This window comes from Rhodococcus sp. OK302 (genome assembly GCF_002245895.1).
GTDB lineage: Bacteria > Actinomycetota > Actinomycetes > Mycobacteriales > Mycobacteriaceae > Rhodococcus_F.
Map to the genome: position 1 here is coordinate 2,572,156 of NZ_NPJZ01000001.1, position 18,299 is coordinate 2,590,454.

Consider the following 18,299-nt stretch of genomic DNA (forward strand, 5'->3'; position numbering starts at 1 on the left):
CGTAGCACGACCAAGTAATAACCAACCGCACTGCTGCATACGGCAAGCAATTATCAGTCCAGGAGGACACAAAGTGGCGAAGGCGAAGTTCGAGCGGACGAAGCCGCACGTGAACATCGGCACCATCGGTCACGTCGACCACGGCAAGACCACGACGACGGCGGCCATCACCAAGGTGCTTGCGGATGCTTACCCCGACCTGAACGAGGCTTCGGCCTTCGATCAGATCGACAAGGCTCCCGAGGAAAAGGCTCGTGGCATCACGATCAACATCTCGCATGTTGAGTACCAGACGGAAAAGCGCCACTACGCGCACGTCGATGCACCGGGTCACGCCGACTACATCAAGAACATGATCACCGGCGCGGCTCAGATGGACGGCGCTATTCTCGTCGTTGCAGCCACCGATGGTCCGATGCCCCAGACGCGCGAGCATGTCCTGCTCGCTCGCCAGGTTGGCGTTCCGTACATCCTCGTCGCCCTGAACAAGGCCGACATGGTTGACGACGAAGAGATCCTCGAGCTCGTCGAGATGGAGGTCCGCGAACTGCTGGCCGCTCAGGAATTCGACGAGGACGCCCCGGTCATCCCGATCTCGGCACTCAAGGCACTCGAGGGCGACCCGAAGTGGACCCAGTCCATCCTCGACCTCATGGCTGCTGTCGACGAGTCCATCCCGACTCCGGTTCGTGAGACCGAGAAGCCCTTCCTCATGCCTGTCGAGGATGTCTTCACGATCACCGGCCGTGGCACCGTTGTCACCGGTCGTATCGAGCGTGGCGTTGTCAACGTGAACGAGGAGGTGGAGATCGTCGGCATCAAGGAGACCTCCACCAAGACCACCGTCACGGGCATCGAAATGTTCCGCAAGCTGCTCGACTCGGGCCAGGCCGGCGACAACGTCGGACTGCTCGTTCGTGGCATCAAGCGCGAAGATGTCGAGCGTGGACAGGTTGTTGTCAAGCCGGGCACCACGACTCCCCACACGGAGTTCGAAGGCCAGGCATACATCCTGTCGAAGGACGAGGGCGGCCGCCACACCCCGTTCTTCAACAACTACCGCCCGCAGTTCTACTTCCGTACCACGGACGTTACGGGCGTCGTGACGCTGCCTGAGGGCACCGAGATGGTCATGCCCGGTGACAACACCGAGATGTCCGTCAAGCTCATCCAGCCTGTCGCCATGGACGAGGGCCTGCGCTTCGCAATTCGCGAAGGCGGCCGTACGGTCGGCGCCGGCAAGGTTGCCAAGATCATCAAGTGAGACTCTTGTCTTGCTAGCTGATTCATAGCACGCAAAGAAAGGCGCTCATTCCCTTCGGGGAGTGAGCGCCTTTCTTGTATGTCGGCGACCTAGCGGAAGATCAATCCGCACAGCGTCACTACTGCACAGTGTTTCCTACTGCACAGCGTCGACGCGATCGAGGTGGAGAAGAACCTGCACGGCAATGTCTGAACCGTCGAGATTGCGGCGTACCGAAGCCGCGATGCGCTCGGCGCGGGCAGTGAAGTCCACGACGTCGATGCCAGGGTCCGCGGTGACGACGATGGACAGTGTCGGGAGTCCACGGTCGACGGTGGCTCGACTTTTGGTGTTTCGAACGCCGGGTAGTTGTCCGAGTTCGGAGGCAACTCCGGATGCGACGGGCCCGAGATCGACACTGACGTCGGTGCCGGATTCGTTGTGTTGGAGCTCTACGGCGCGGGTGCGGCGTCTTTGCAGATTCAGGGACAGCAGTCCGAGCCCGACAACAACGCAGACGACAAACGTTCCGGTGAGGACCCAATGCCACCAGTCCTCTTCGGGAATTCCGAGGAGTCTGTGCCGGTCCAGACGAGAGACCCACGTGCGGATCAATTTCACGCCGGCGTCCCAAGCGATGATGTAGCCGCCTGCTGCGAGGAGGGCAACGCCGATGACGAGCACGATTATTCGATCGAGTCCTGCTATGTAGCGGTTCACGATTCGACCTTCGGGGTAGCGACCATTTCTCGGGTGAGCACGGCCCGGGCGAGAACAGTCAGTTGCACGGGTCGTTGCAGGATGTCGAGGTGCGGTTGAACAGCGGCTTCGACGGCGGTGATCAGGGCGTCGTGATCGCCGCCGGCAGTGTCGACGTGGATCTTTGCGTGCTTTCGGTCGACGGTAGTGCGGGCGCGTAGAACTCCGGGGACGGAGGCTGCGTGACCGCTACAGAGGCGGGCGATGTCGGTGGGGCGCATCCACACCGTCGATGCGGCTGGGTTACCCAGTGCTACATGGGTTTTCGCGCGAGGTTTGACGGCTGTGGCGATCAGAACCACCCCGGCGACAACGGCAGCGATTGCCGTGGGCAGTAGCCACGGTTCCCAGTGCAGCCGTGATGCCCATTCGACAGAATTCTGGATCCACGGTGCAGATTCGAAAGTGCCTCGGTTGATGAACCATTCACGGGAAACTACGAAGGCTAGGGCGAGTAGTCCGAAGGCGACAACAACTGCCGATATCGCTGCGGCCGGCGCTGCGGATGGCACGCGAGGTGGAATCCACTGTGAAACATGTTCGGTATCAGTATCTTCGATGCTGACCGGTGTTGATTCTTCCGGCGGACAAGTGGCGGCGATCATGACGTTCATGTCCGTCAGCGGATATCCGGTGAGGGATTCGACGCTGCGGCCGACTTCGTCGCGGACTCGTCCGGTGAGATCTACAACCGAGCACGGCCAGGTGACGGCAATGAAGAGGTTGACGGCTACGGCGTCGGCACCCATGGCGATGTCGGCTCGGGGGAGGTCCCGTCCGGTCAGTCTGGTGAGTCCGCCCGTCTGGCGAACTACGCCGGGAACGTTGACCGCCGCTGCCGTCGCGATCTTGGACATCGCGCGATCCTTGATGACAAGCGAGCCGCGTTCGCCGGGATCCGGTTGTGCCGTGCTCGAATTCGAGCGCTCAGCCACGGCCACGGCTTCGGAGGATGGCACCCAGGTCGAGGTGTCCGTCGCGATGTGCGCCGATGGCCATTCCCGCTGCGCCGAGCAGTACAGCGAAGACGAATCCACTGAATCCGCCCAAAATGCCGGCGAGTGCGAGGAGTAGACCGACCAGCAGTCCGACTGTAGTGCTGTTCACGTCAGTTCCTTTCTTCGAAAATTTCAGCAGAATCACCATCACCATCGACGACAACGTCGCCGACAGTGATGGTGATCGGTACGTCGACTACCTGTCCGACCGCCTGCCTGACCTGCTCGGCGACGGTCAGTACGTTGGCGGGGTATTTCACGGAAATGTGTACGGCACAGGATATTTCGTCCAGTACGACGCCGGTGATGCGTTTGCCCGGTAGGTAGGTTCCGACTTCGCCGAATTGGCCACCGTGCAGTTCGGCGACACCGGGAACGGAGAGCGCGGTGTCGGCGACAGTCTGGGCAGCACTATCTATGGAGGCCGGGCCGGTATCGGTCATTGAACCCTCGGCTTGGCTTCCGGCTCGATGGTCGGGTTCTCGGCTTCACCGAAGAGCATGACGTCGAAGACGGTGATGTTGACCTCGGTGACTTCGAGACCGGTCATCCGTTCTACTGCTGCGATGACGTTGCGACGGATACCGAGCGCCAACTCGTGCAGGGCGACTCCGTACTCGGCGACGATCCCGATGTCGATGGCGGCCTGCTTCTCGCCGACCTCGACGGCCACACCCTGGGCGTGGTTGACCCGAGCTCCCGGGATTCGGTCGCGAAGAGCGCCGACGGCCCGGGCGGTACCACCACCGACGTCGTAGACGCCGTTGATTTCACGGGTGGCGATGCCGGCAATCTTTGCGACGACGGCGTCGGCGATGATCGTCTTACCTTGAGTGCTGTGGAGATCGGCAGGCCCCTGGGCGCCGAATTGGACGCTGTTCTTTTCACTGGAATCGCTGGTCATACGGGGCTCCCTGTTCGAGTTTCAGTGTGTGCGTCTCGTCTCCTGTCAACTGTAGTGACTTCTGTTATCGACGCGTGGTGCACCACGCCTACGTCCGTATTTGGTATGACAGAGTGTTGAGTAACAAGTGTCGACGCTCATAGTGTGCGTCGGAAGTGACGTAGGACAGACAGGTTGGTGTGTGGTGGCTCGGATTGTGATCGTGGGCGCGGGATTGTCGGGGCTTCGGACCGCGGAGGAGCTGCGCCGCGCAGGTTTTGACGGCGAGATCGTGCTGGCCGGGGGTGAGACTCATCTTCCGTACGACCGGCCGCCGCTGTCGAAGGAAGTGATTCGTGGGGACAAGGACGAGACCACATTGCGTCCGGCAGAGTTCTTCACGGAGAACAAGATCGACTTGAAGTTGGGTTCGCCGGCTCTGTCCGTGAACACGGCAGCGAAGACGGTTGCCTTTGCCGACGGGTCCGAACTCCCGTACGACGAGTTGGTCATCGCGACCGGCCTGACACCGCGTCGGATCAGCGGTCTGCCTGACTTGTCGGGTGTCCACGTTCTCCGCTCGATCGAGGAAGCATTGGCGTTGCGCGCTGATCTTGCACCGGGCAAGCGTGCGTTGATCGTCGGCGCCGGGTTCATCGGTTGTGAATTGGCGTCGAGCATGAAGTCGCACGGCGTCGAGGTGACACTGCTCGAGCCGCAGCCCACTCCGCTCGCGTCGGTGCTGGGTACAACGGTGGGCGCTCTCGTCGAGCGCCTGCATCGAGCCGAAGGAATTGATGTTCGAGTCGGCGTCGGCCTGAAGACGCTCTCCGGTGATGGCGCCGTCGATACTGCGGTTCTCGCCGACGGTTCCGAAATTGCCGTCGACGTGGTGGCCATCGGGGTGGGTTCGCTGCCGGTGACGGATTGGCTTGTCGATTCGGGTATCGAACTCGACAACGGAGTCCTCTGTGACGCGGTTGGCCGCACGAGCGCCGATCACGTGTGGGCAGTAGGCGACGTAGCGGCCTGGACCATCGGGGAGCGGCGTAAGCGCGTCGAGCACTGGAGCAATGCGGGCGATCAGGCGAAGGTCCTCGCCGGCGCGCTGACCGGGACCGGTGACCCGAATGCGGCCGCGCAGGTTCCGTACTTCTGGAGCGATCAGTACGACGTCAAGATTCAGGCGCTGGGTACTGTCGCGCCTACCGATCAGGTCCACATCATCAAGGACGACGGGAAGAAGTTCGTCGCCTACTACGAGCGTGACGGCGTACTGGCCGCCGTGGTCGGTTGCGGCAGTGCCGGGGCCGTGATGAAGATGCGAATGAAGATCGCCGCGGGTACGCCCATCGCCGATGTGTTGGAGTCAACACCGGCGTGAGCTGATGAGGCTCCGTCCGGTTCGGGACGCTAGATTTGTCCGGTGATCGTTGCGCTCATCGACTCGGGACTTGGTTTGCTCCCGACTTCTGCCTGGCTACGACGCCTGCGTCCCGAACTGGACCTCGTGCTGTCCTTGGATCCCGACGGTGCGCCGTGGGGACCCAAGCCGGCGGAGTGGGTGATCGAGCGGGTTCTCGGCACGGTGCAGCGAAGCCTGGATCGCGGTGCGCAGGTTATCGTCCTGCCCTGCAATACGGCGAGTGTGACAGCACTCGACCACGTCCGTGAGTTGGTCGGACCCGGAATTCCGGTTATCGGCACTGTGCCGGCCATCAAACCGGCAGCGGCTGCGTGTGATTCGGTGGCGATCTGGGCGACTGCGGCAACAACTGCAAGTCGGTACCAGGCAGATCTGATTACCGAGTTCGCGAACGGCAGCGACGTGGTGGGGGTGGCCTGTCACGGCTTGGCCGACGCCATAGACCGTGGTGACCGGGCGGCTGCCTTGGCGGCAATCGCGTCGGCCGCCGCACGAACGCCGGATGGGGTGCAAGGCGTAGTGCTGGGATGCACTCACTATCCGTTGCTCAGGGATGAGATCGTTGCGGCTCTGCCCGCCGGAGTGCAGCTGTTCGACAGCGCGGAGGCCGTCGCGCGGCAGACACTGCGTCGTATCGATGCTCTCGACGCCGATATTCCAGCAGGCTCAGGCACGGTCGAGGTGTTGGTGAGCGGCCGGCCGGGCAGCCTGCCGCCCAGCGCCGAAGCTTTCGACGCTGGACGGATTCTGGGCGCGATCAGAGCCTGATTCTCCAATTTCTAATGGGCGGCCACTCCGTGATCGCCGTGGTGCAGTCTTGCGCTCATTGCCGGCATCGCGCTCGCCGCCACCACGACGGTCAGCACTCCGACGATCCAAGCGGTCCAAGATGCGCCTGAGAGGGCGTGGAAGTTCATGACCCAGGGGGAGATGAACATCAGTAGCCCGAAGACACCCATCGCGTAGTCGGCCACGGCCATGTCCGGTCGTGCCATGTGTGCCAGGCCGGAGAGTGCTACGAGTACACCCAGGACGACCAGTGACCACATTGCCTTGTCAGTGGTGACAAGCCACAGGGGTGACAGTGCGGCAAAGACACCGAGTACGACGGCTACGGCGTCCTGCATTCGATCCCACGACTTCATGGCGAAACCTCCTCGAACGAAGTTTGTGTCACTCTCGAGTACACGCTTGTCCGAGGTCGAGATCAACTCTGCGCCAATTGCATTCGGGTTGCAGTTATCCGGGTGCCGGGAGGCTTTGTATCAAGATTTGTGACCATGGATCACCGTGTCGAATGCACGAGTTTCCCGGGAAACGTTCGAACTACGCAGCGACAACTACCTTGCCGAAACGCTGACCTGACTGCTGACTGCGCAGAGCCTCGACGAGTTGGTCCATCCGGTAGGTCGAGTCGATGACGGGCTTGACTGCGAGGGTATCGAGCCCCGCCACCATCTCGCATTGATGCGTTCGACTCCCGACGAGCAGGCCTTCGATGGTGACTTGTTTTGTCAGAAGCGGTGTGATGTCGAGAGCCGCGGATGCCCCGGCCAGGATGCCCAATGCGGCGATCCTGCCGCCTACTTTCACCGCCGCGAGAGACTGATCGAGCGTGCTCGGTCCTCCGAAGTCGAGTACGTGATCGATGCCGCGACCACTGGTGCCGAATGCCTCCTGACCCCACCGGGAGTTTTCTCGATAGTTGAGGGCAACGTCGACACCGAGGTCGAGAAGCCGTGCGATCTTCTCCGGTGACGAGGATGTTCCAACGACGTAGGCGCCGGCGGCTTTGGCAATCTGGATGGCGAAGAGTGCCACCGTGCTGGTGCCGGGGACCAAGACACTTTCACCGGGTTTGAGTGGAGAAGACGAGAACAGTGCCCGCCACGCGGACAGTCCCGCAGTCGGCAGTGTGGCTGCCTCGGCGTACGAATAGGTGCGAGGGATATCGGTCAACGTATGGGCAGGCAGTGTGACGAGGGTGCGGGCGTACCCGTCGACGCCGTCGCCGGGTGAGTTTCCGAACCCGTCCACCGTGGGGCGCCCGTCCTGCCAATGTGGCAGGTAGGTAGTCATTACCCGGTCGCCGAGTCGAAATGGTGATTCACCCTCGCCGACCGCGACAACCTCACCGGCCGCGTCGGACAGAAGGATTCGCGGCCCGGAGGTCGCGATCGCGCCGGTGGCGACGAGGAGGTCGTGGTGGTTGACCGAGTTCGCCCGGACTTCGATCGTGACCTCACCGGCACCTGGTTCGGGTGTCTCGACATCCCGGGTGACCACGTTCTCGAATCCACCGGGTGGGAGTACGTAGGTCGCTGGGCAGAGCACGGTGTCCTGGCCTTTCGATTGCACTGATTAGTGTTGTGCGACTGGATGATCCGATTCAGAGAAGTGAGGCGCGGAATCCGCCGTCCAGGATCAGACTGCTGCCGTTGCACCACGAAGACTGGTCACTCGCGAAGAATACCGCCGCCGCGGCAACTTCTTCGGTGCGCCCGTACCGGGTCTGTTTGGCGGCGATCAGATCGTCGAAACCGCCTTCTTCGAGTCCGAGTGCTTCCTCGAAGTTGGACTGAGCGGACTTGACCATGTCGGTGTGGATGAATCCGGGCAGTAATGCGTTGGCGCGGATGTTGTGGAATCGGTATTCGGCAGAGATGGTTTCGGTCAGGTTCCGCACGGCAGCTTTGGCGGCCGCGTAGCTGCCGATGAGAGCGGAACCTGCGGTCGACGAAATCGATGAGATGGTGACGATTGATCCTCCGCCGGATGCAAGCATGGCCGGTAGTGCGTGGTGGATCGTCAGGAACACTCCGTCGAGGTTGACCGACATTACTTTGCGCCAGTCGGCAAACGAGGTCTCCGTGAGCGGAGCGGTCATTGCGATGCCCGCGTTCGGGACCACTACGTGCAGTGCGCCGAACTCGGAAACTGTTCGCGCCACCAGGTCCTTGACCTGTTGCTCGTCGGAGACGTCGGCTGTGACGGCGATAGAACCGGGGATGGTCGACGAGACGCTCTTGGCAGCATCGCTGTTGATGTCGGCGACGACGACTCGGGCGCCCTCTGCACCGAAAGCGCGGGCGATGGTGGCGCCGATCCCCGCGCCGGCGCCGGTCACGATGGCCACCTTGTTTTCGAGCAAACCGGTCATGAAGGTTCTCCAGATCTCGCGACGGATGTGACCCATAACACTATTGGTGCGGTTTGCTGTCGCCTACGGTCTGTGCGAACGAAGTTTTCTCACGGTGTTGGCGTTAGAGCACAAAGATCGAGCACAAACCCGACTACATCATGAGTGCCGTCCCGACACCAGGCCGCGTGGTGCGGTGGCCGCGAGGTGCCCGGACAGTGCCATGAGGGCAAGGATTGTGAAGGTTACGGCTTCGGTGAGCATGTCGAGAGATCCTTTCGCTCTACTGATATTTCAGTGTCGTCGTAGATCCTGTGCGGGCGCGGAGTACACAGTGTGAGGACCCTGTGAGTTGTGAGATGGTGGCGTCATGGGTGATCCGGGCGCACGCGATGTTTGTGACGCGTTGACTGAACTTGCGAGCAGTGACGACGCAGTCCACCTCCAGCGGTTCTTCAAGACCGGGCCAGGGGAGTACGGCGAGGGCGATGTATTCATCGGCGTTCGGGTGCCCAAGACGCGGACTGTCGTGAAGAAGTTTGCCGATCTCGAGTTGCCGGAAGTTCTTCTGCTGCTTGGCAGTGAGGTCCATGAGCATCGATTGGCCGGACTCTTGATCCTCGTGACGCAGTTCGAAAAGGCCAGTAAACCGCGAACCTTCGACGACGCGACCCGACGGAAGATCGCAGATTTCTATCTCGACGCGGTTGAACGTGGCCGGGTGAACAATTGGGACCTGGTGGACTCGTCGGCCGGTCAGATCCTGGGCGGATGGTTGTTCGATCGTGATCGGAGTCTGATATTTGAGCTCTCGGCGTCGGGTGACCTGTGGCGTCGACGCGTGGCACTGCTCAGCACGTACGGGTTCATCACGAGAGGCGACGCCACGACGACGCTCGAACTCGCAGAATCGGTTCTCGGTGATCGACGCGATCTGACGCAGAAGGCGATGGGTTGGATGCTGCGGGAGGTAGGCAAACGCGTCGACCGGGGCTTGCTGACAGGGTTTCTGGAGCTCAATGCCGCCCAGATGGGTCGCACTGCCCTGAGTTATGCGTGTGAGCATCTGAGCGCAGTCGAGCGCACTCATTTTCGGGCGCGCCGTCCTGAGTGAACTTTTGCCGTGACGGACTGTGACACTATCGATCGATGCCCGCTTCTACTGCTCGATTGACGACTGTCACCACGATCGTGTCGTTGCTTGCGGCGAGTTTCCTGGCATTGGCGTATCTGGTCTACGTTGTCCGCGCCGTCGAGCCGGTTGATTTTCTCGTCTACCGATACGCCGCAGATATGTTCGCGAGCGGCGGCGATGTGTACGAGGGAAACCTGTTCGGTCCGATGATCGCGCCGGAGGGAATGCCTTTCACCTACACTCCTTTTGCAGTGCTGTTGTTATGGCCCACAGTGCTTTTCGACTGGTGGACGGCGTACCTTCTGTGGTCGCTGTTGTGCATTCTGGTGGTGGCGTGGACGGTGTGGAAGTTCACCCCGACGTGGATCAGGTTGCGGCCGTTGGTGATGGCATTGATTCTGTTCGGTGTATCGGTGACACCGACTGTCAGCGCACACATTTCGTTCGGTCAGGTCAACCTATTGTTGATGGCGCTCGTGTTGGTCGACATCACTCGCCGCGAAAATTCGTGGCTCGGCCGGCACTTTCCGCGCGGCCTTCTGATCGGCATTGCGACGGCCGTCAAGCTGACGCCCGGACTGTTCATCGTCTATTTTGTCGTGACGAAACAATGGCGTCTGGCGATCTGGAGTTCGGTGGGGGCAGCGGTAGTCACTCTTGCTGCTGCGCTGGTCGATCCGGCATTGAGCCGAACATTTTGGACCGATGTCGTGTGGAATCTCAGCGATCGGGTGGACCTGACCGGTGAAGCGATCGCCAGTTCGGGTAACGGTTCACTTCAAGGAACTCTGGCGGCAATGGGTTCGTGGACGGACCCGTTGGTCATGCCGATCATTGCAATTGTGGGTGTGCTGGCGCTGTGGATCGCGCGGCAAATTTATCTCGAGGGCCGGCTCGTCGACGCAGCCTTGGTGATCGGGTTGAGCGCGCCGATACTGTCCCCGATCAGCTGGATTCACCACTGGGTGTATCTGATTCCGGCGGCGATCACGATCTTGTTCAGGATTCGGTCGCGTCGGGGCGTCGTAGCATTTGTCGCGGCGCTTGCGGTGGTCTACTGCGGACCGAGCATGGGGGCACAGTTGATGGAAGGTTCGCCGCTGCTGTTCCCGATCGGCGGGATCCTTCGGGAGGGCTTCATCCTCGTGAGCGTGGCAGCAATAGTCGCGCTATGGCATCTTGCGACGAGAAACAGTTCGGCCCCTGATTCCGTGGGAAATCAGGGGCCGAACAGTGCCGAAGAATCTTCGGTCAGAACTCGATCTTGAGGGTGTCGGTGACAGGCTTGGCCTGGCATCCGAGGATGTAGCCGTTGGCGATGTCTTCGGCGTCGAGGACGTCGCAGTTGTCCATCGTCACTTCGCCTTGGAGGACGGTGCAGGCGCAAGACCCGCATTCGCCTTCCTGGCAGGAGTACGGCACGTCGAGGCCCTTGGCGAGCATGATGTCGACGAGGGTCTGCTTGCGAGGCCACACGAGGGTGTGGGTTTCGCCGTCGAGTTCGACCTCGACAGTGGCAGCGTCAGCTGCTTCTTCGTCGGTAACCTCGGCAAGCTCGACGTCCTTGAACGGGTCACCGGCGAGGGAGTTGAAGACCTCGGCGTGGACCTGCGTGCGGGGCATTCCGGCTTCGGCGAGTGCCTTGTGCACAGCGTCCATGAAGGGGCCGGGGCCACACATGAATGCTTCGTAGGCGACAAACGGCTTCGCGAGGGTAGCCAGCTGGGAGACAGCAGGCAGGCCCTGCACCGATTCGATCCAGTGGACGATGGTCAGTCGGCCGGCGTGCTGCTTCGCGAGTTCGCGGAGCTCAGCGCCGAAGATGACGGACTTCTCGTCGCGGTTCGCGTACACGAGGACGACGTTGCCGCTGCCCTGGGTGAGAGCGGACTTGAGGATCGAGATCACGGGCGTGATTCCGCTGCCTGCGCCGAAGAGCAGGAAGTCGTGATCAAGCGACTTGGGGGTGAAGACACCGGACGGAGGCAGGACCTCGATGGTGTCGCCGACCTGGACCTTGTCGCACAGCCAGTTGGAGCCGTAGCCGTCGACGGTTCGTTTGACGGTGACCTTGGGTGCATCGTCTGTGAACGGTGAGCTGGCCAGGGAGTAGCACCGTGCGACCGAACCGGTCTGGTCGCTCGGAATGCGGAGCGTCAGGAACTGTCCGGGCTTGTAGTCGAACTTGCCCTTCAGATCTGCGGGAATCTCGAACACCAGCGACCGGGCGTCTGAAGTCTCTTCGACGACTCCGGACACGGTGAGTACCGCCGATCGCGAGCTGTGCGGTACCTCGACTGTCGTCATCGCGAAGCAAGTCCTCTCGTGAAGCTGGGTAAAGCGCAGGTCAGTGAAGTGCTACATCTAGAACGTGTTCTAGTTCAATGCTAGCAGTGATGAAAAGCTACTGGGGATCCTAGCGGTCAGGCAATACGTTCCCGATCAGCGGGAACCTGGCCGACGTAGAACCGATGTCCAGGTGGCCCGAAGTGGTGGCCACCTGCCCGAAAAGGTGGTCCGACTGCGGTATCCAGGCGGTAATCGCAGCAAAGTCTATGCGCCGACTGTCGGCCGGTCCACAGTCGGAAGCAGATGAGATGCCGATCACATTTGGTGTCGATCGCACCTTCCTCACGGTCCGGCATTGCTCAACGGCTGAAAACCTCGGAGTCGAAACGGGGGTCCTCGTGGATGGCTCGGAGTCGGTCACGGTCGGCCGACACGACCAGGGTTCGATTTTCGTCGATTCCGGTTGCTGTGCACCACGAATGATCTCGCGGCCACCAGAAGTTGGGTGACCGTTCGCGGACTGAAGAAGGTCCGGGAGACCGGACAGCCGAGACAACGCAGTATCTCCAGTCATTTGTGTCGTGAACTGCAGCAGCGCCGAGTAAATCTGCATCGAGAAATCCGCCCCATCCGGCCCAGAACAGTCCGGCATACGCGTCGTGGAGGTGCTCGAACAGCGGGTCGAGGAGGCCCTCCGGGAGCGAGCCCATCTCGGGCAATCCGTCAGGTTCGGGTGGGTGCGTTATCTGAACTACGTGTGGGTATCGATCTGCGAGCCAGTTCGCCTCTGGACTGGCGTCGGGATATCGATAGGGAGCGAGCCAGACAGCGGGCTCAGCTTCGCGCTGTACCGCCCACCCGATCCTGTGGGTCACGGAGTCTGTCGGCAGTGAAGATAAGCCTCGGTGACGACCTCGAACATGCGGTTGCCGTGCGAGTCGACCAATTGGGCTGTCGTGGTGACCAACCCGCGTGAGCGATTGTCGAGTACGACGTTGTCGACGGTGAGTTCCCCGGTCAACGTGTCACCGGGGCGAAGCGGGCGGAGGAACCGCACGTCGCGCATGCTCTTGCCGGCGATGACGTGCCATCTGTCGAAGATGCTCGCAACCACAAGTTTCTGACAGATGGCCAAGGTATGCACTCCGCTGCCGATCAGCCCGCCGAAAACGCCGGATTCAGCTGCTTTCTTGTCGGTGTGAAACCACTGCGGATCCCACTGCGTTGCAAAGTCGAGGATTTCGTCCTCGGACACCGTGTACGAACCCAGCGTCAACGTCTGACCGATCCGGAGGTCTTCGGCGTAGACGGTTCGATGGTGGGGTGCGGCGGAATCGTTCATGTGCTGTCAGTCTCCTGCGGGGTGTGGCGGTGTACTCGGAACATACTCCGGGCACTCGAGGTGACTGTTCGCACTTAGAATTGCAGGATGGTCAACAACGGGCGCGTCGATCCCATTGCTCTGGTCGGGGAGTGGAATTTCGATCGAACAATCGACGATCGAGTGGCAGGAGCTATGAAGCGCGTCGTCGGGCAGACCATCATCGAAGAAGCAGTCGACGGCCGATTCCGTTGGTACGAGAGCGGCACGTTGTTCGACGGTGATCTCGAGCTGCCGGTCTTCCGGACGCTGTTTGTCGAGCAACACGATGGTGATTGGGCCGTGACGTTCGAGGACGGCCGAGAGTTTCATGACTGGAACCCGGGACATGACGTCGAGCATCTCTGCGGCGCAGACACTTATCGGGGACGCATCGATGTCGCAGAAACTGCGGATGCGGAGTGGTCCGTCGTCTGGACCGTGTCAGGTCCGAGCAAGGATTACACGATGACAACGCATCTCACTCGGCCCTGAGGCATTCCTATTCGGCGCAGAGTGGGATCGCGGTAGATTCTCGGCTGAAGTCGGAACACAGCCTGGGTCACGGCCATGCGAATGCGCTTGTCGCGCATACTTTGAAAGGAAGATGCGTAAGAATTCGCGCCTACTGTGCGTCGAGTACCAGCCAGCCGCCGTGGTGCTCGAACACTTCGTACGGGACCCCAGTTTTCTCGCCCACAACGCGTAGCGATTCCAGATCGAACGTCCGGATGTGACCGTGGCAGGCCGTCGCCTCGTCCTCGAACGGCACCGCGATCACAACGCGTTGCCGGGCGATTCGCAGTGCCTGTGCGATCACCTTTTCACCCACCTCGTTGTCGACATGTTCGAGAAGGTGGATTGCAGTGACGGTATCGACGCTCTTGTCCGGGGCCGGCACCTCGCCGGCGTCGCAGATCAGGGTCTTGATGTCGATGCCGAGTTCGGGGGCTACTGCGTCGAGCAGAATCATGGTTCCGGGGTGAATGTCGGTGGCAGTCACGTTCATTCCGGCTTTCGCGAGCCGCAACGGAAAGAAACCGAAGCAAGATCCGAGATCGAGAACGCTGCCCCGAACTAATTCCTGCGCCTTTTCGTGGATCGGTGCAAAATCGGCACTGCCGTCGAGTAGTTCGTTCAGCGAGTTTCGGTAGTAGGTGGTCCAGGCTTCGAGGGCGCCGTCGACGGTGGAGCGAACCAGGCCCACCATGGTGAGTTCGAATTCGTCCTGACCGAAGTCGGCGTCCTGAATTGACGCGGTAACGCCGGCGACGAGACGTTCGCTGAGATCTGCCGGTGTCAGTGAATGCTGCACCAGCAAACCGTGGTCGTCGCGACTGAGGGTCAGCGGACCCGAGTCCACGTGTTCGACGGTGACGTGTCCGAACGACCACCGTCCCGGCGTCGACGGTGCGAGTGAATCCATGACTTCGGGAGTCGAGGTAGCCATCAGTGTCTTTCGCTAGATGCTGATACCGGTGCGCAAGGTCTGCGTTCCGGTTCGCAGAAGTTCGGGCAGTTCCAAGGCGTCGTCGGTGAGCCACTGTTCGTAGGCGGCCATTGCGACGCCGAGTAAGAGGTAGCCGACGGTGCGGGGACGGTGATCGGTCGGGTCGAGGTTCATTCTCTGCGATGCGTACTCGGCAATGACCTGTCGCCAACCTTCGTACATCACCACCGAGTATGCCTGAAGAGTGGGCACGGTGAGGATGAGTTCCATCCGTTTACGGTGCACGGCAGTCTCTTCGGGTGGAAACGTATTGAAGGTCAGGAGTGCGGATTCGAGAGCGTCGACAAGGGGAATGTCGTCGGGTAGTGAATCGAAGTGCTGACGCATCTGGTCGAGATGGCCGTCGAAGTCGCCCCAGGGGACGGCGTTCTTGGACGGGAAGTAGCGGAAGAACGTCCGTCGAGCGATGCCGGCGGCGTCGGCGATCTGGTCGACGCTGACGTCGTTGAAGCCGAGTGTGGAAAAAAGTTCGATGCCGACTTTGCTGATTCCCTCCCTGGTCGTCGACGGTCGACGACCTATCCGAGCGGACGGGTTCTTGCGGCTACGCATTCTTTTTTCGCTCCATATGTGTCATTCTGCACTGGATGCCATTACAGTGGTGAACCGAGTCACAGTGAAATCCCACTCGTGACCACAGATTCAGGAGGAATCCATGTCCGATCGTGACAATAAGGCACTCGACAACGACCTGATCGAAGAATCGCTCGTTGAAGAGGTCTCCATCGACGGCATGTGCGGCGTGTACTGACCGTGCCTGCTCTTGATCTCGATGCGGGGTGGAAACTCCACCCGCAGGTAGCGCTTCGCCCCGAACCTTTCGGGGCGTTGCTCTACCACTTCGGAACGCGCAAGCTCTCGTTCCTGAAGAACACGACCATCGTTGCTGTGGTCAAGGCGTTGCCAGACCATCCTGATGTCCGATCCGCGCTGCGTGCGCAGGGCATCGCGGATGACGCGGCTCCCCAATATGCCCGTGCGCTGAGCACTCTCGCCGATTCGCACATGATTGTGCCTGTCTGATCCAGACGATTTCTGTCTGATCGGTTTGCTCGTTCCACCGTGCGGAACAGCCCTTCTGCACGTTCGCCCGCTTCATTCTTCGCGAGGACACAGCCATGACCTCAGTTCTTGAACATCCCTCCACTCCGGCACCGGTGGGTCGCCTTGTCGATCAGTTCGAGCTCGGACTCGACGCACCCATCTGCCTGACGTGGGAACTTACCTACGCCTGCAACCTCTCCTGCGTGCATTGCCTCTCGTCTTCGGGTCGTCGTGACCCCAACGAGCTCAGCACCGAACAGTGCAAGGCGATCATCGACGAGCTGCAGCGCATGCAGGTCTTCTACGTCAACATCGGCGGCGGCGAGCCCACCGTGCGCTCCGACTTCTGGGAACTCGTCGACTACGCGACGGACCACCAGGTGGGAGTGAAGTTCTCCACCAACGGCGTCAAGATCGACAAGAAGGTCGCCGAGCGTCTTGCGGCCAGCGACTACGTCGACGTGCAGATTTCCATCGACGGCGCGACCGCTGAGGTCAATGATGCTGTGCGCGGGCCGGGTTCGTTTGCCATGGCAGTGCGCGCTCTCGAGAACCTGAAAGAAGCCGGCTTCAAGGACGCCAAGATTTCGGTTGTCGTCACCCGCCACAACGTCAGTCAGCTCGACGAATTCAAGGCTCTCGCGGACATGTACGACGCGACCCTGCGCATCACCCGTCTGCGCCCCTCGGGCCGCGGCGCGGACGTGTGGGATGACCTGCACCCGCGTCCGGAGCAGCAGCGTGAGCTCTACAACTGGCTGGTCGCCAACGGTGAAGGTGTCCTGACCGGTGACTCCTTCTTTCACCTCTCCGCTTTCGGAGATGCACTGCCCGGCCTGAACCTGTGCGGCGCCGGTCGCGTTGTCTGCTTGATCGACCCGGTCGGTGACGTCTACGCCTGCCCGTTCGCAATTCATGAGCAGTTCCTTGCTGGAAACATCGTGAAAGACGGTGGCTTCCAGCATGTGTGGCAGCATTCGGATCTGTTCCAGGAACTGCGTTCACCGCAGACCGGTGGCGCGTGCGCAAAGTGCGACCACTACGACTCCTGCCGCGGCGGCTGCATGGCAGCCAAGTTCTTCACGGGACTGCCGATGGACGGCCCCGATCCCGAGTGCGTCATCGGTAACGGCGAGATGGCCCTTGCGGGTGCCGGTGAGGTTCCCAAGTCCAGCGTCGACCACTCACGGTCCGGTCAGCGCAAGACTCCGCGCGCGTCCGTTCCCTTGACGCTGATGATGCGTCCCCCTTCCAAGATCTGTGACGAAAACCCGCTTGCGGGAATGTAAGTAGCTTTTCGCTACTTGCGCTACGAGAGGTTTGTTTGATGGCTAAGAATGCTTTCTTCGAGACCGTCGCTGAAGCTCAGCGACGCGCCCAGAAGAGGTTGCCCAAGTCCGTGTATGCGGCGCTGGTGGCCGGGTCCGAAAAGGGTCTGACCGTTGACGATAACGTCGCGGCCTACAGCGAATTGGGTTTCTCACCGCACGCGGCGGGTTTGCCGAACGAGCGCGACATGTCCACAACCATTATGGGGCAGGATATTTCACTCCCCGTGATGATTTCGCCGACGGGTGTGCAGGCTGTGCATCCCGACGGTGAGGTCGCTGTTGCGCGGGCTGCTGCGGCACGAGGAACAGCCATCGGACTGAGCTCCTTTGCCAGCAAGTCCATCGAAGAGGTCGCCGCGGCCAACCCGCAGGTGTTCTTCCAGATGTACTGGGTCGGTAGCCGCGACGTGCTCCTGCAGCGCATGGAGCGCGCTCGCGCCGCCGGCGCCAAGGGCCTGATCATCACCACCGACTGGTCCTTCGCGTACGGCCGCGACTGGGGCAGCCCGTCCATCCCCGAAAAGATGGACCTCAAGGCGATGTTCCAGTTCGCACCCGAGGGCATCATGCGCCCGAAGTGGCTGTTCGAGTTCGCCAAGACCGGCAAGATCCCGGACCTGACGACGCCGAACCTCGCCGCACCGGGCCAGCCGGCACCGACGTTCTTCGGTGCCTACGGCGAATGGATGCAGACCCCGCTCCCGACTTGGGAAGACATCGCGTGGCTGCGCGAGCAGTGGGGTGGCCCGTTCATGCTCAAGGGCATCATGCGTATCGATGACGCGAAGCGTGCCGTTGACGCCGGAGTCTCCGCGATCTCCGTCTCCAACCACGGCGGTAACAACCTCGACGGCACCCCGGCACCGATCCGCGTGCTCCCGGGTATCGCTGCAGCGGTGGGCGATCAGGTGGAAGTTGTTCTCGACGGCGGCATTCGACGCGGCGGCGACGTAGTGAAGGCACTTGCTCTCGGCGCCAAGGCAGTCATGCTGGGTCGCGCTTACCTGTGGGGCCTTTCGGCAAACGGCCAGGCCGGTGTCGAGAATGTTCTCGACCTCATGCGTATGGGTATCGACTCGGGCCTGATGGGTCTCGGACATGCTTCCATCAGCGAACTCAGCCCCGCTGACTTGGTGATCCCGGAAGGTTTCACCCGCACGTTGGGCGCCTGACCCTCGCCTG

23 protein-coding genes and 1 pseudogene are annotated in these 18,299 nt (G+C 61.2%); 11 read left to right on the top strand and 13 right to left on the bottom strand.

The window, feature by feature from the left end:
* Positions 1 to 73: 73 nt before the first annotated feature.
* Entirely contained in the window at positions 74 to 1,264 is a 1,191-nt protein-coding gene (gene tuf, locus BDB13_RS12045; protein ID WP_094271847.1) for an elongation factor Tu, read from the top strand.
* A 135-nt stretch (positions 1,265 to 1,399) separates the two neighbouring features.
* On the opposite strand, the gene BDB13_RS12050 is transcribed toward tuf, so the two are convergent.
* The 5 genes from BDB13_RS12050 to BDB13_RS12070 are packed head-to-tail and all read right to left on the bottom strand — an operon-like array spanning position 1,400 to position 3,904.
* Positions 1,400 to 1,963, bottom strand: coding sequence for a hypothetical protein (locus tag BDB13_RS12050; RefSeq protein ID WP_094271848.1), 564 nt, complete (start codon positions 1,961 to 1,963; stop codon positions 1,400 to 1,402).
* The gene (locus tag BDB13_RS12055) at positions 1,960 to 2,943 is read right to left on the bottom strand and encodes a DUF6286 domain-containing Asp23/Gls24 family envelope stress response protein (protein WP_094271849.1); all 984 of its coding nucleotides are present in this window, start codon (positions 2,941 to 2,943) and stop codon (positions 1,960 to 1,962) included. Before BDB13_RS12055 ends, BDB13_RS12050 begins: the two co-directional genes overlap by 4 nt.
* Entirely contained in the window at positions 2,930 to 3,109 is a 180-nt protein-coding gene (locus BDB13_RS12060; protein ID WP_094271850.1) for a DUF2273 domain-containing protein, read from the bottom strand. Before BDB13_RS12060 ends, BDB13_RS12055 begins: the two co-directional genes overlap by 14 nt.
* A gap of 1 nt (position 3,110) precedes the next feature.
* On the bottom strand, positions 3,111 to 3,443 hold the full coding sequence (locus BDB13_RS12065; protein WP_094271851.1) for an Asp23/Gls24 family envelope stress response protein: 333 nt from the start codon (positions 3,441 to 3,443) through the stop codon (positions 3,111 to 3,113).
* The gene (locus BDB13_RS12070; RefSeq protein WP_094271852.1) at positions 3,440 to 3,904 is read right to left on the bottom strand and encodes an Asp23/Gls24 family envelope stress response protein; all 465 of its coding nucleotides are present in this window, start codon (positions 3,902 to 3,904) and stop codon (positions 3,440 to 3,442) included. The genes BDB13_RS12065 and BDB13_RS12070 overlap by 4 nt, the downstream gene beginning before the upstream one ends.
* A 184-nt stretch (positions 3,905 to 4,088) precedes the next feature.
* On the opposite strand from BDB13_RS12070, the gene BDB13_RS12075 reads away from it, so the two are divergent.
* A complete protein-coding gene (locus tag BDB13_RS12075; RefSeq protein WP_254923017.1) occupies positions 4,089 to 5,267 on the top strand; it encodes an NAD(P)/FAD-dependent oxidoreductase in 1,179 nt (392 codons plus the stop codon).
* Positions 5,268 to 5,309: 42 nt separating this feature from the next.
* A complete protein-coding gene (locus tag BDB13_RS12080; protein WP_094271853.1) occupies positions 5,310 to 6,077 on the top strand; it encodes a glutamate racemase in 768 nt (255 codons plus the stop codon).
* A gap of 11 nt (positions 6,078 to 6,088) precedes the next feature.
* Here the strand turns inward: BDB13_RS12080 and BDB13_RS12085 are convergent, their stop codons facing one another.
* The 3 genes from BDB13_RS12085 to BDB13_RS12095 all read right to left on the bottom strand — a co-directional run bounded on the left by BDB13_RS12085 (position 6,089) and on the right by BDB13_RS12095 (position 8,469).
* A complete protein-coding gene (locus BDB13_RS12085) occupies positions 6,089 to 6,454 on the bottom strand; it encodes an SPW repeat protein (RefSeq protein WP_094274866.1) in 366 nt (121 codons plus the stop codon).
* 181 nt (positions 6,455 to 6,635) lie between these two features.
* On the bottom strand, positions 6,636 to 7,667 hold the full coding sequence (locus tag BDB13_RS12090; protein ID WP_254922792.1) for a zinc-dependent alcohol dehydrogenase family protein: 1,032 nt from the start codon (positions 7,665 to 7,667) through the stop codon (positions 6,636 to 6,638).
* Between the two features lie 31 nt (positions 7,668 to 7,698).
* Positions 7,699 to 8,469 carry an SDR family oxidoreductase gene (locus tag BDB13_RS12095; RefSeq protein ID WP_094274867.1) on the bottom strand — a complete coding sequence of 257 codons (771 nt, stop codon included), beginning with the start codon at positions 8,467 to 8,469 and terminating at the stop codon, positions 7,699 to 7,701.
* A gap of 349 nt (positions 8,470 to 8,818) precedes the next feature.
* Between BDB13_RS12095 and BDB13_RS12100 the strand changes: the two genes are divergently transcribed.
* Positions 8,819 to 9,562: a DNA alkylation repair protein gene (locus BDB13_RS12100; protein ID WP_094271855.1), complete on the top strand. Its 744-nt coding sequence runs from the start codon at positions 8,819 to 8,821 to the stop codon at positions 9,560 to 9,562.
* 35 nt (positions 9,563 to 9,597) lie between these two features.
* Entirely contained in the window at positions 9,598 to 10,851 is a 1,254-nt protein-coding gene (locus BDB13_RS12105; protein WP_094271856.1) for a glycosyltransferase family 87 protein, read from the top strand.
* Here BDB13_RS12105 and BDB13_RS12110 read toward each other — a convergent pair.
* The 3 genes from BDB13_RS12110 to BDB13_RS12120 all read right to left on the bottom strand — a co-directional run bounded on the left by BDB13_RS12110 (position 10,835) and on the right by BDB13_RS12120 (position 13,214).
* On the bottom strand, positions 10,835 to 11,890 hold the full coding sequence (locus BDB13_RS12110) for a ferredoxin--NADP reductase (RefSeq protein ID WP_094271857.1): 1,056 nt from the start codon (positions 11,888 to 11,890) through the stop codon (positions 10,835 to 10,837). The two genes, BDB13_RS12105 and BDB13_RS12110, sit on opposite strands and share 17 nt — an antisense overlap.
* A 341-nt stretch (positions 11,891 to 12,231) precedes the next feature.
* The gene (locus BDB13_RS12115; RefSeq protein ID WP_094271858.1) at positions 12,232 to 12,747 is read right to left on the bottom strand and encodes a hypothetical protein; all 516 of its coding nucleotides are present in this window, start codon (positions 12,745 to 12,747) and stop codon (positions 12,232 to 12,234) included.
* The gene (locus BDB13_RS12120; RefSeq protein ID WP_094271859.1) at positions 12,744 to 13,214 is read right to left on the bottom strand and encodes a MaoC/PaaZ C-terminal domain-containing protein; all 471 of its coding nucleotides are present in this window, start codon (positions 13,212 to 13,214) and stop codon (positions 12,744 to 12,746) included. The genes BDB13_RS12115 and BDB13_RS12120 overlap by 4 nt, the downstream gene beginning before the upstream one ends.
* 87 nt (positions 13,215 to 13,301) lie before the next feature.
* On the opposite strand from BDB13_RS12120, the gene BDB13_RS12125 reads away from it, so the two are divergent.
* On the top strand, positions 13,302 to 13,727 hold the full coding sequence (locus BDB13_RS12125) for a DUF6314 family protein (RefSeq protein WP_094271860.1): 426 nt from the start codon (positions 13,302 to 13,304) through the stop codon (positions 13,725 to 13,727).
* A 38-nt stretch (positions 13,728 to 13,765) separates the two neighbouring features.
* Positions 13,766 to 13,834, top strand: a pseudogene (locus tag BDB13_RS33565) (DUF4287 domain-containing protein); the annotation flags it as partial.
* Positions 13,835 to 13,857: 23 nt separating this feature from the next.
* Here the strand turns inward: BDB13_RS33565 and mftM are convergent.
* Positions 13,858 to 14,682 carry a mycofactocin oligosaccharide methyltransferase MftM gene (gene mftM / locus BDB13_RS12135; RefSeq protein ID WP_094271861.1) on the bottom strand — a complete coding sequence of 275 codons (825 nt, stop codon included), beginning with the start codon at positions 14,680 to 14,682 and terminating at the stop codon, positions 13,858 to 13,860.
* A 12-nt stretch (positions 14,683 to 14,694) separates the two neighbouring features.
* A complete protein-coding gene (gene mftR / locus BDB13_RS12140; RefSeq protein WP_094271862.1) occupies positions 14,695 to 15,294 on the bottom strand; it encodes a mycofactocin system transcriptional regulator in 600 nt (199 codons plus the stop codon).
* Positions 15,295 to 15,397: 103 nt separating this feature from the next.
* Here mftR and mftA point away from each other — a divergent pair, with 103 nt between their 5' ends.
* From mftA to mftD, 4 genes are all read left to right on the top strand, one after another.
* Positions 15,398 to 15,493 (top strand): mycofactocin precursor MftA, encoded by a 96-nt coding sequence (mftA, locus tag BDB13_RS12145; RefSeq protein ID WP_072782308.1) that lies wholly within the window; start codon positions 15,398 to 15,400, stop codon positions 15,491 to 15,493.
* Complete coding sequence (gene mftB / locus BDB13_RS12150) at positions 15,478 to 15,765, top strand: mycofactocin biosynthesis chaperone MftB (RefSeq protein WP_094271863.1); 288 nt, start codon at positions 15,478 to 15,480, stop codon at positions 15,763 to 15,765. Before mftA ends, mftB begins: the two co-directional genes overlap by 16 nt.
* 95 nt (positions 15,766 to 15,860) lie before the next feature.
* Positions 15,861 to 17,075: a mycofactocin radical SAM maturase gene (gene mftC, locus BDB13_RS12155; protein ID WP_094271864.1), complete on the top strand. Its 1,215-nt coding sequence runs from the start codon at positions 15,861 to 15,863 to the stop codon at positions 17,073 to 17,075.
* 38 nt (positions 17,076 to 17,113) lie between these two features.
* On the top strand, positions 17,114 to 18,289 hold the full coding sequence (gene mftD / locus BDB13_RS12160) for a pre-mycofactocin synthase MftD (RefSeq protein ID WP_094271865.1): 1,176 nt from the start codon (positions 17,114 to 17,116) through the stop codon (positions 18,287 to 18,289).
* The last annotated feature ends 10 nt before the right edge of the window (positions 18,290 to 18,299 follow it).

What these genes read in the sequence shown, in the direction of transcription:
- mftR (WP_094271862.1), bottom strand. Translation starts at nt 15,294, where the DNA reads ATGCGTAGCCGCAAGAACCCGTCCGCTCGGATAGGTCGTCGACCGTCG.
- mftM (WP_094271861.1), bottom strand. Translation starts at nt 14,682, where the DNA reads ATGGCTACCTCGACTCCCGAAGTCATGGATTCACTCGCACCGTCGACG.
- BDB13_RS12100 (WP_094271855.1), top strand. Translation starts at nt 8,819, where the DNA reads ATGGGTGATCCGGGCGCACGCGATGTTTGTGACGCGTTGACTGAACTT.
- BDB13_RS12070 (WP_094271852.1), bottom strand. Translation starts at nt 3,904, where the DNA reads ATGACCAGCGATTCCAGTGAAAAGAACAGCGTCCAATTCGGCGCCCAG.
- BDB13_RS12125 (WP_094271860.1), top strand. Translation starts at nt 13,302, where the DNA reads ATGGTCAACAACGGGCGCGTCGATCCCATTGCTCTGGTCGGGGAGTGG.
- BDB13_RS12110 (WP_094271857.1), bottom strand. Translation starts at nt 11,890, where the DNA reads ATGACGACAGTCGAGGTACCGCACAGCTCGCGATCGGCGGTACTCACC.
- BDB13_RS12065 (WP_094271851.1), bottom strand. Translation starts at nt 3,443, where the DNA reads ATGACCGATACCGGCCCGGCCTCCATAGATAGTGCTGCCCAGACTGTC.
- mftC (WP_094271864.1), top strand. Translation starts at nt 15,861, where the DNA reads ATGACCTCAGTTCTTGAACATCCCTCCACTCCGGCACCGGTGGGTCGC.
- BDB13_RS12105 (WP_094271856.1), top strand. Translation starts at nt 9,598, where the DNA reads ATGCCCGCTTCTACTGCTCGATTGACGACTGTCACCACGATCGTGTCG.
- BDB13_RS12085 (WP_094274866.1), bottom strand. Translation starts at nt 6,454, where the DNA reads ATGAAGTCGTGGGATCGAATGCAGGACGCCGTAGCCGTCGTACTCGGT.
- mftA (WP_072782308.1), top strand. Translation starts at nt 15,398, where the DNA reads ATGTCCGATCGTGACAATAAGGCACTCGACAACGACCTGATCGAAGAA.
- BDB13_RS12095 (WP_094274867.1), bottom strand. Translation starts at nt 8,469, where the DNA reads ATGACCGGTTTGCTCGAAAACAAGGTGGCCATCGTGACCGGCGCCGGC.
- mftD (WP_094271865.1), top strand. Translation starts at nt 17,114, where the DNA reads ATGGCTAAGAATGCTTTCTTCGAGACCGTCGCTGAAGCTCAGCGACGC.
- BDB13_RS12120 (WP_094271859.1), bottom strand. Translation starts at nt 13,214, where the DNA reads ATGAACGATTCCGCCGCACCCCACCATCGAACCGTCTACGCCGAAGAC.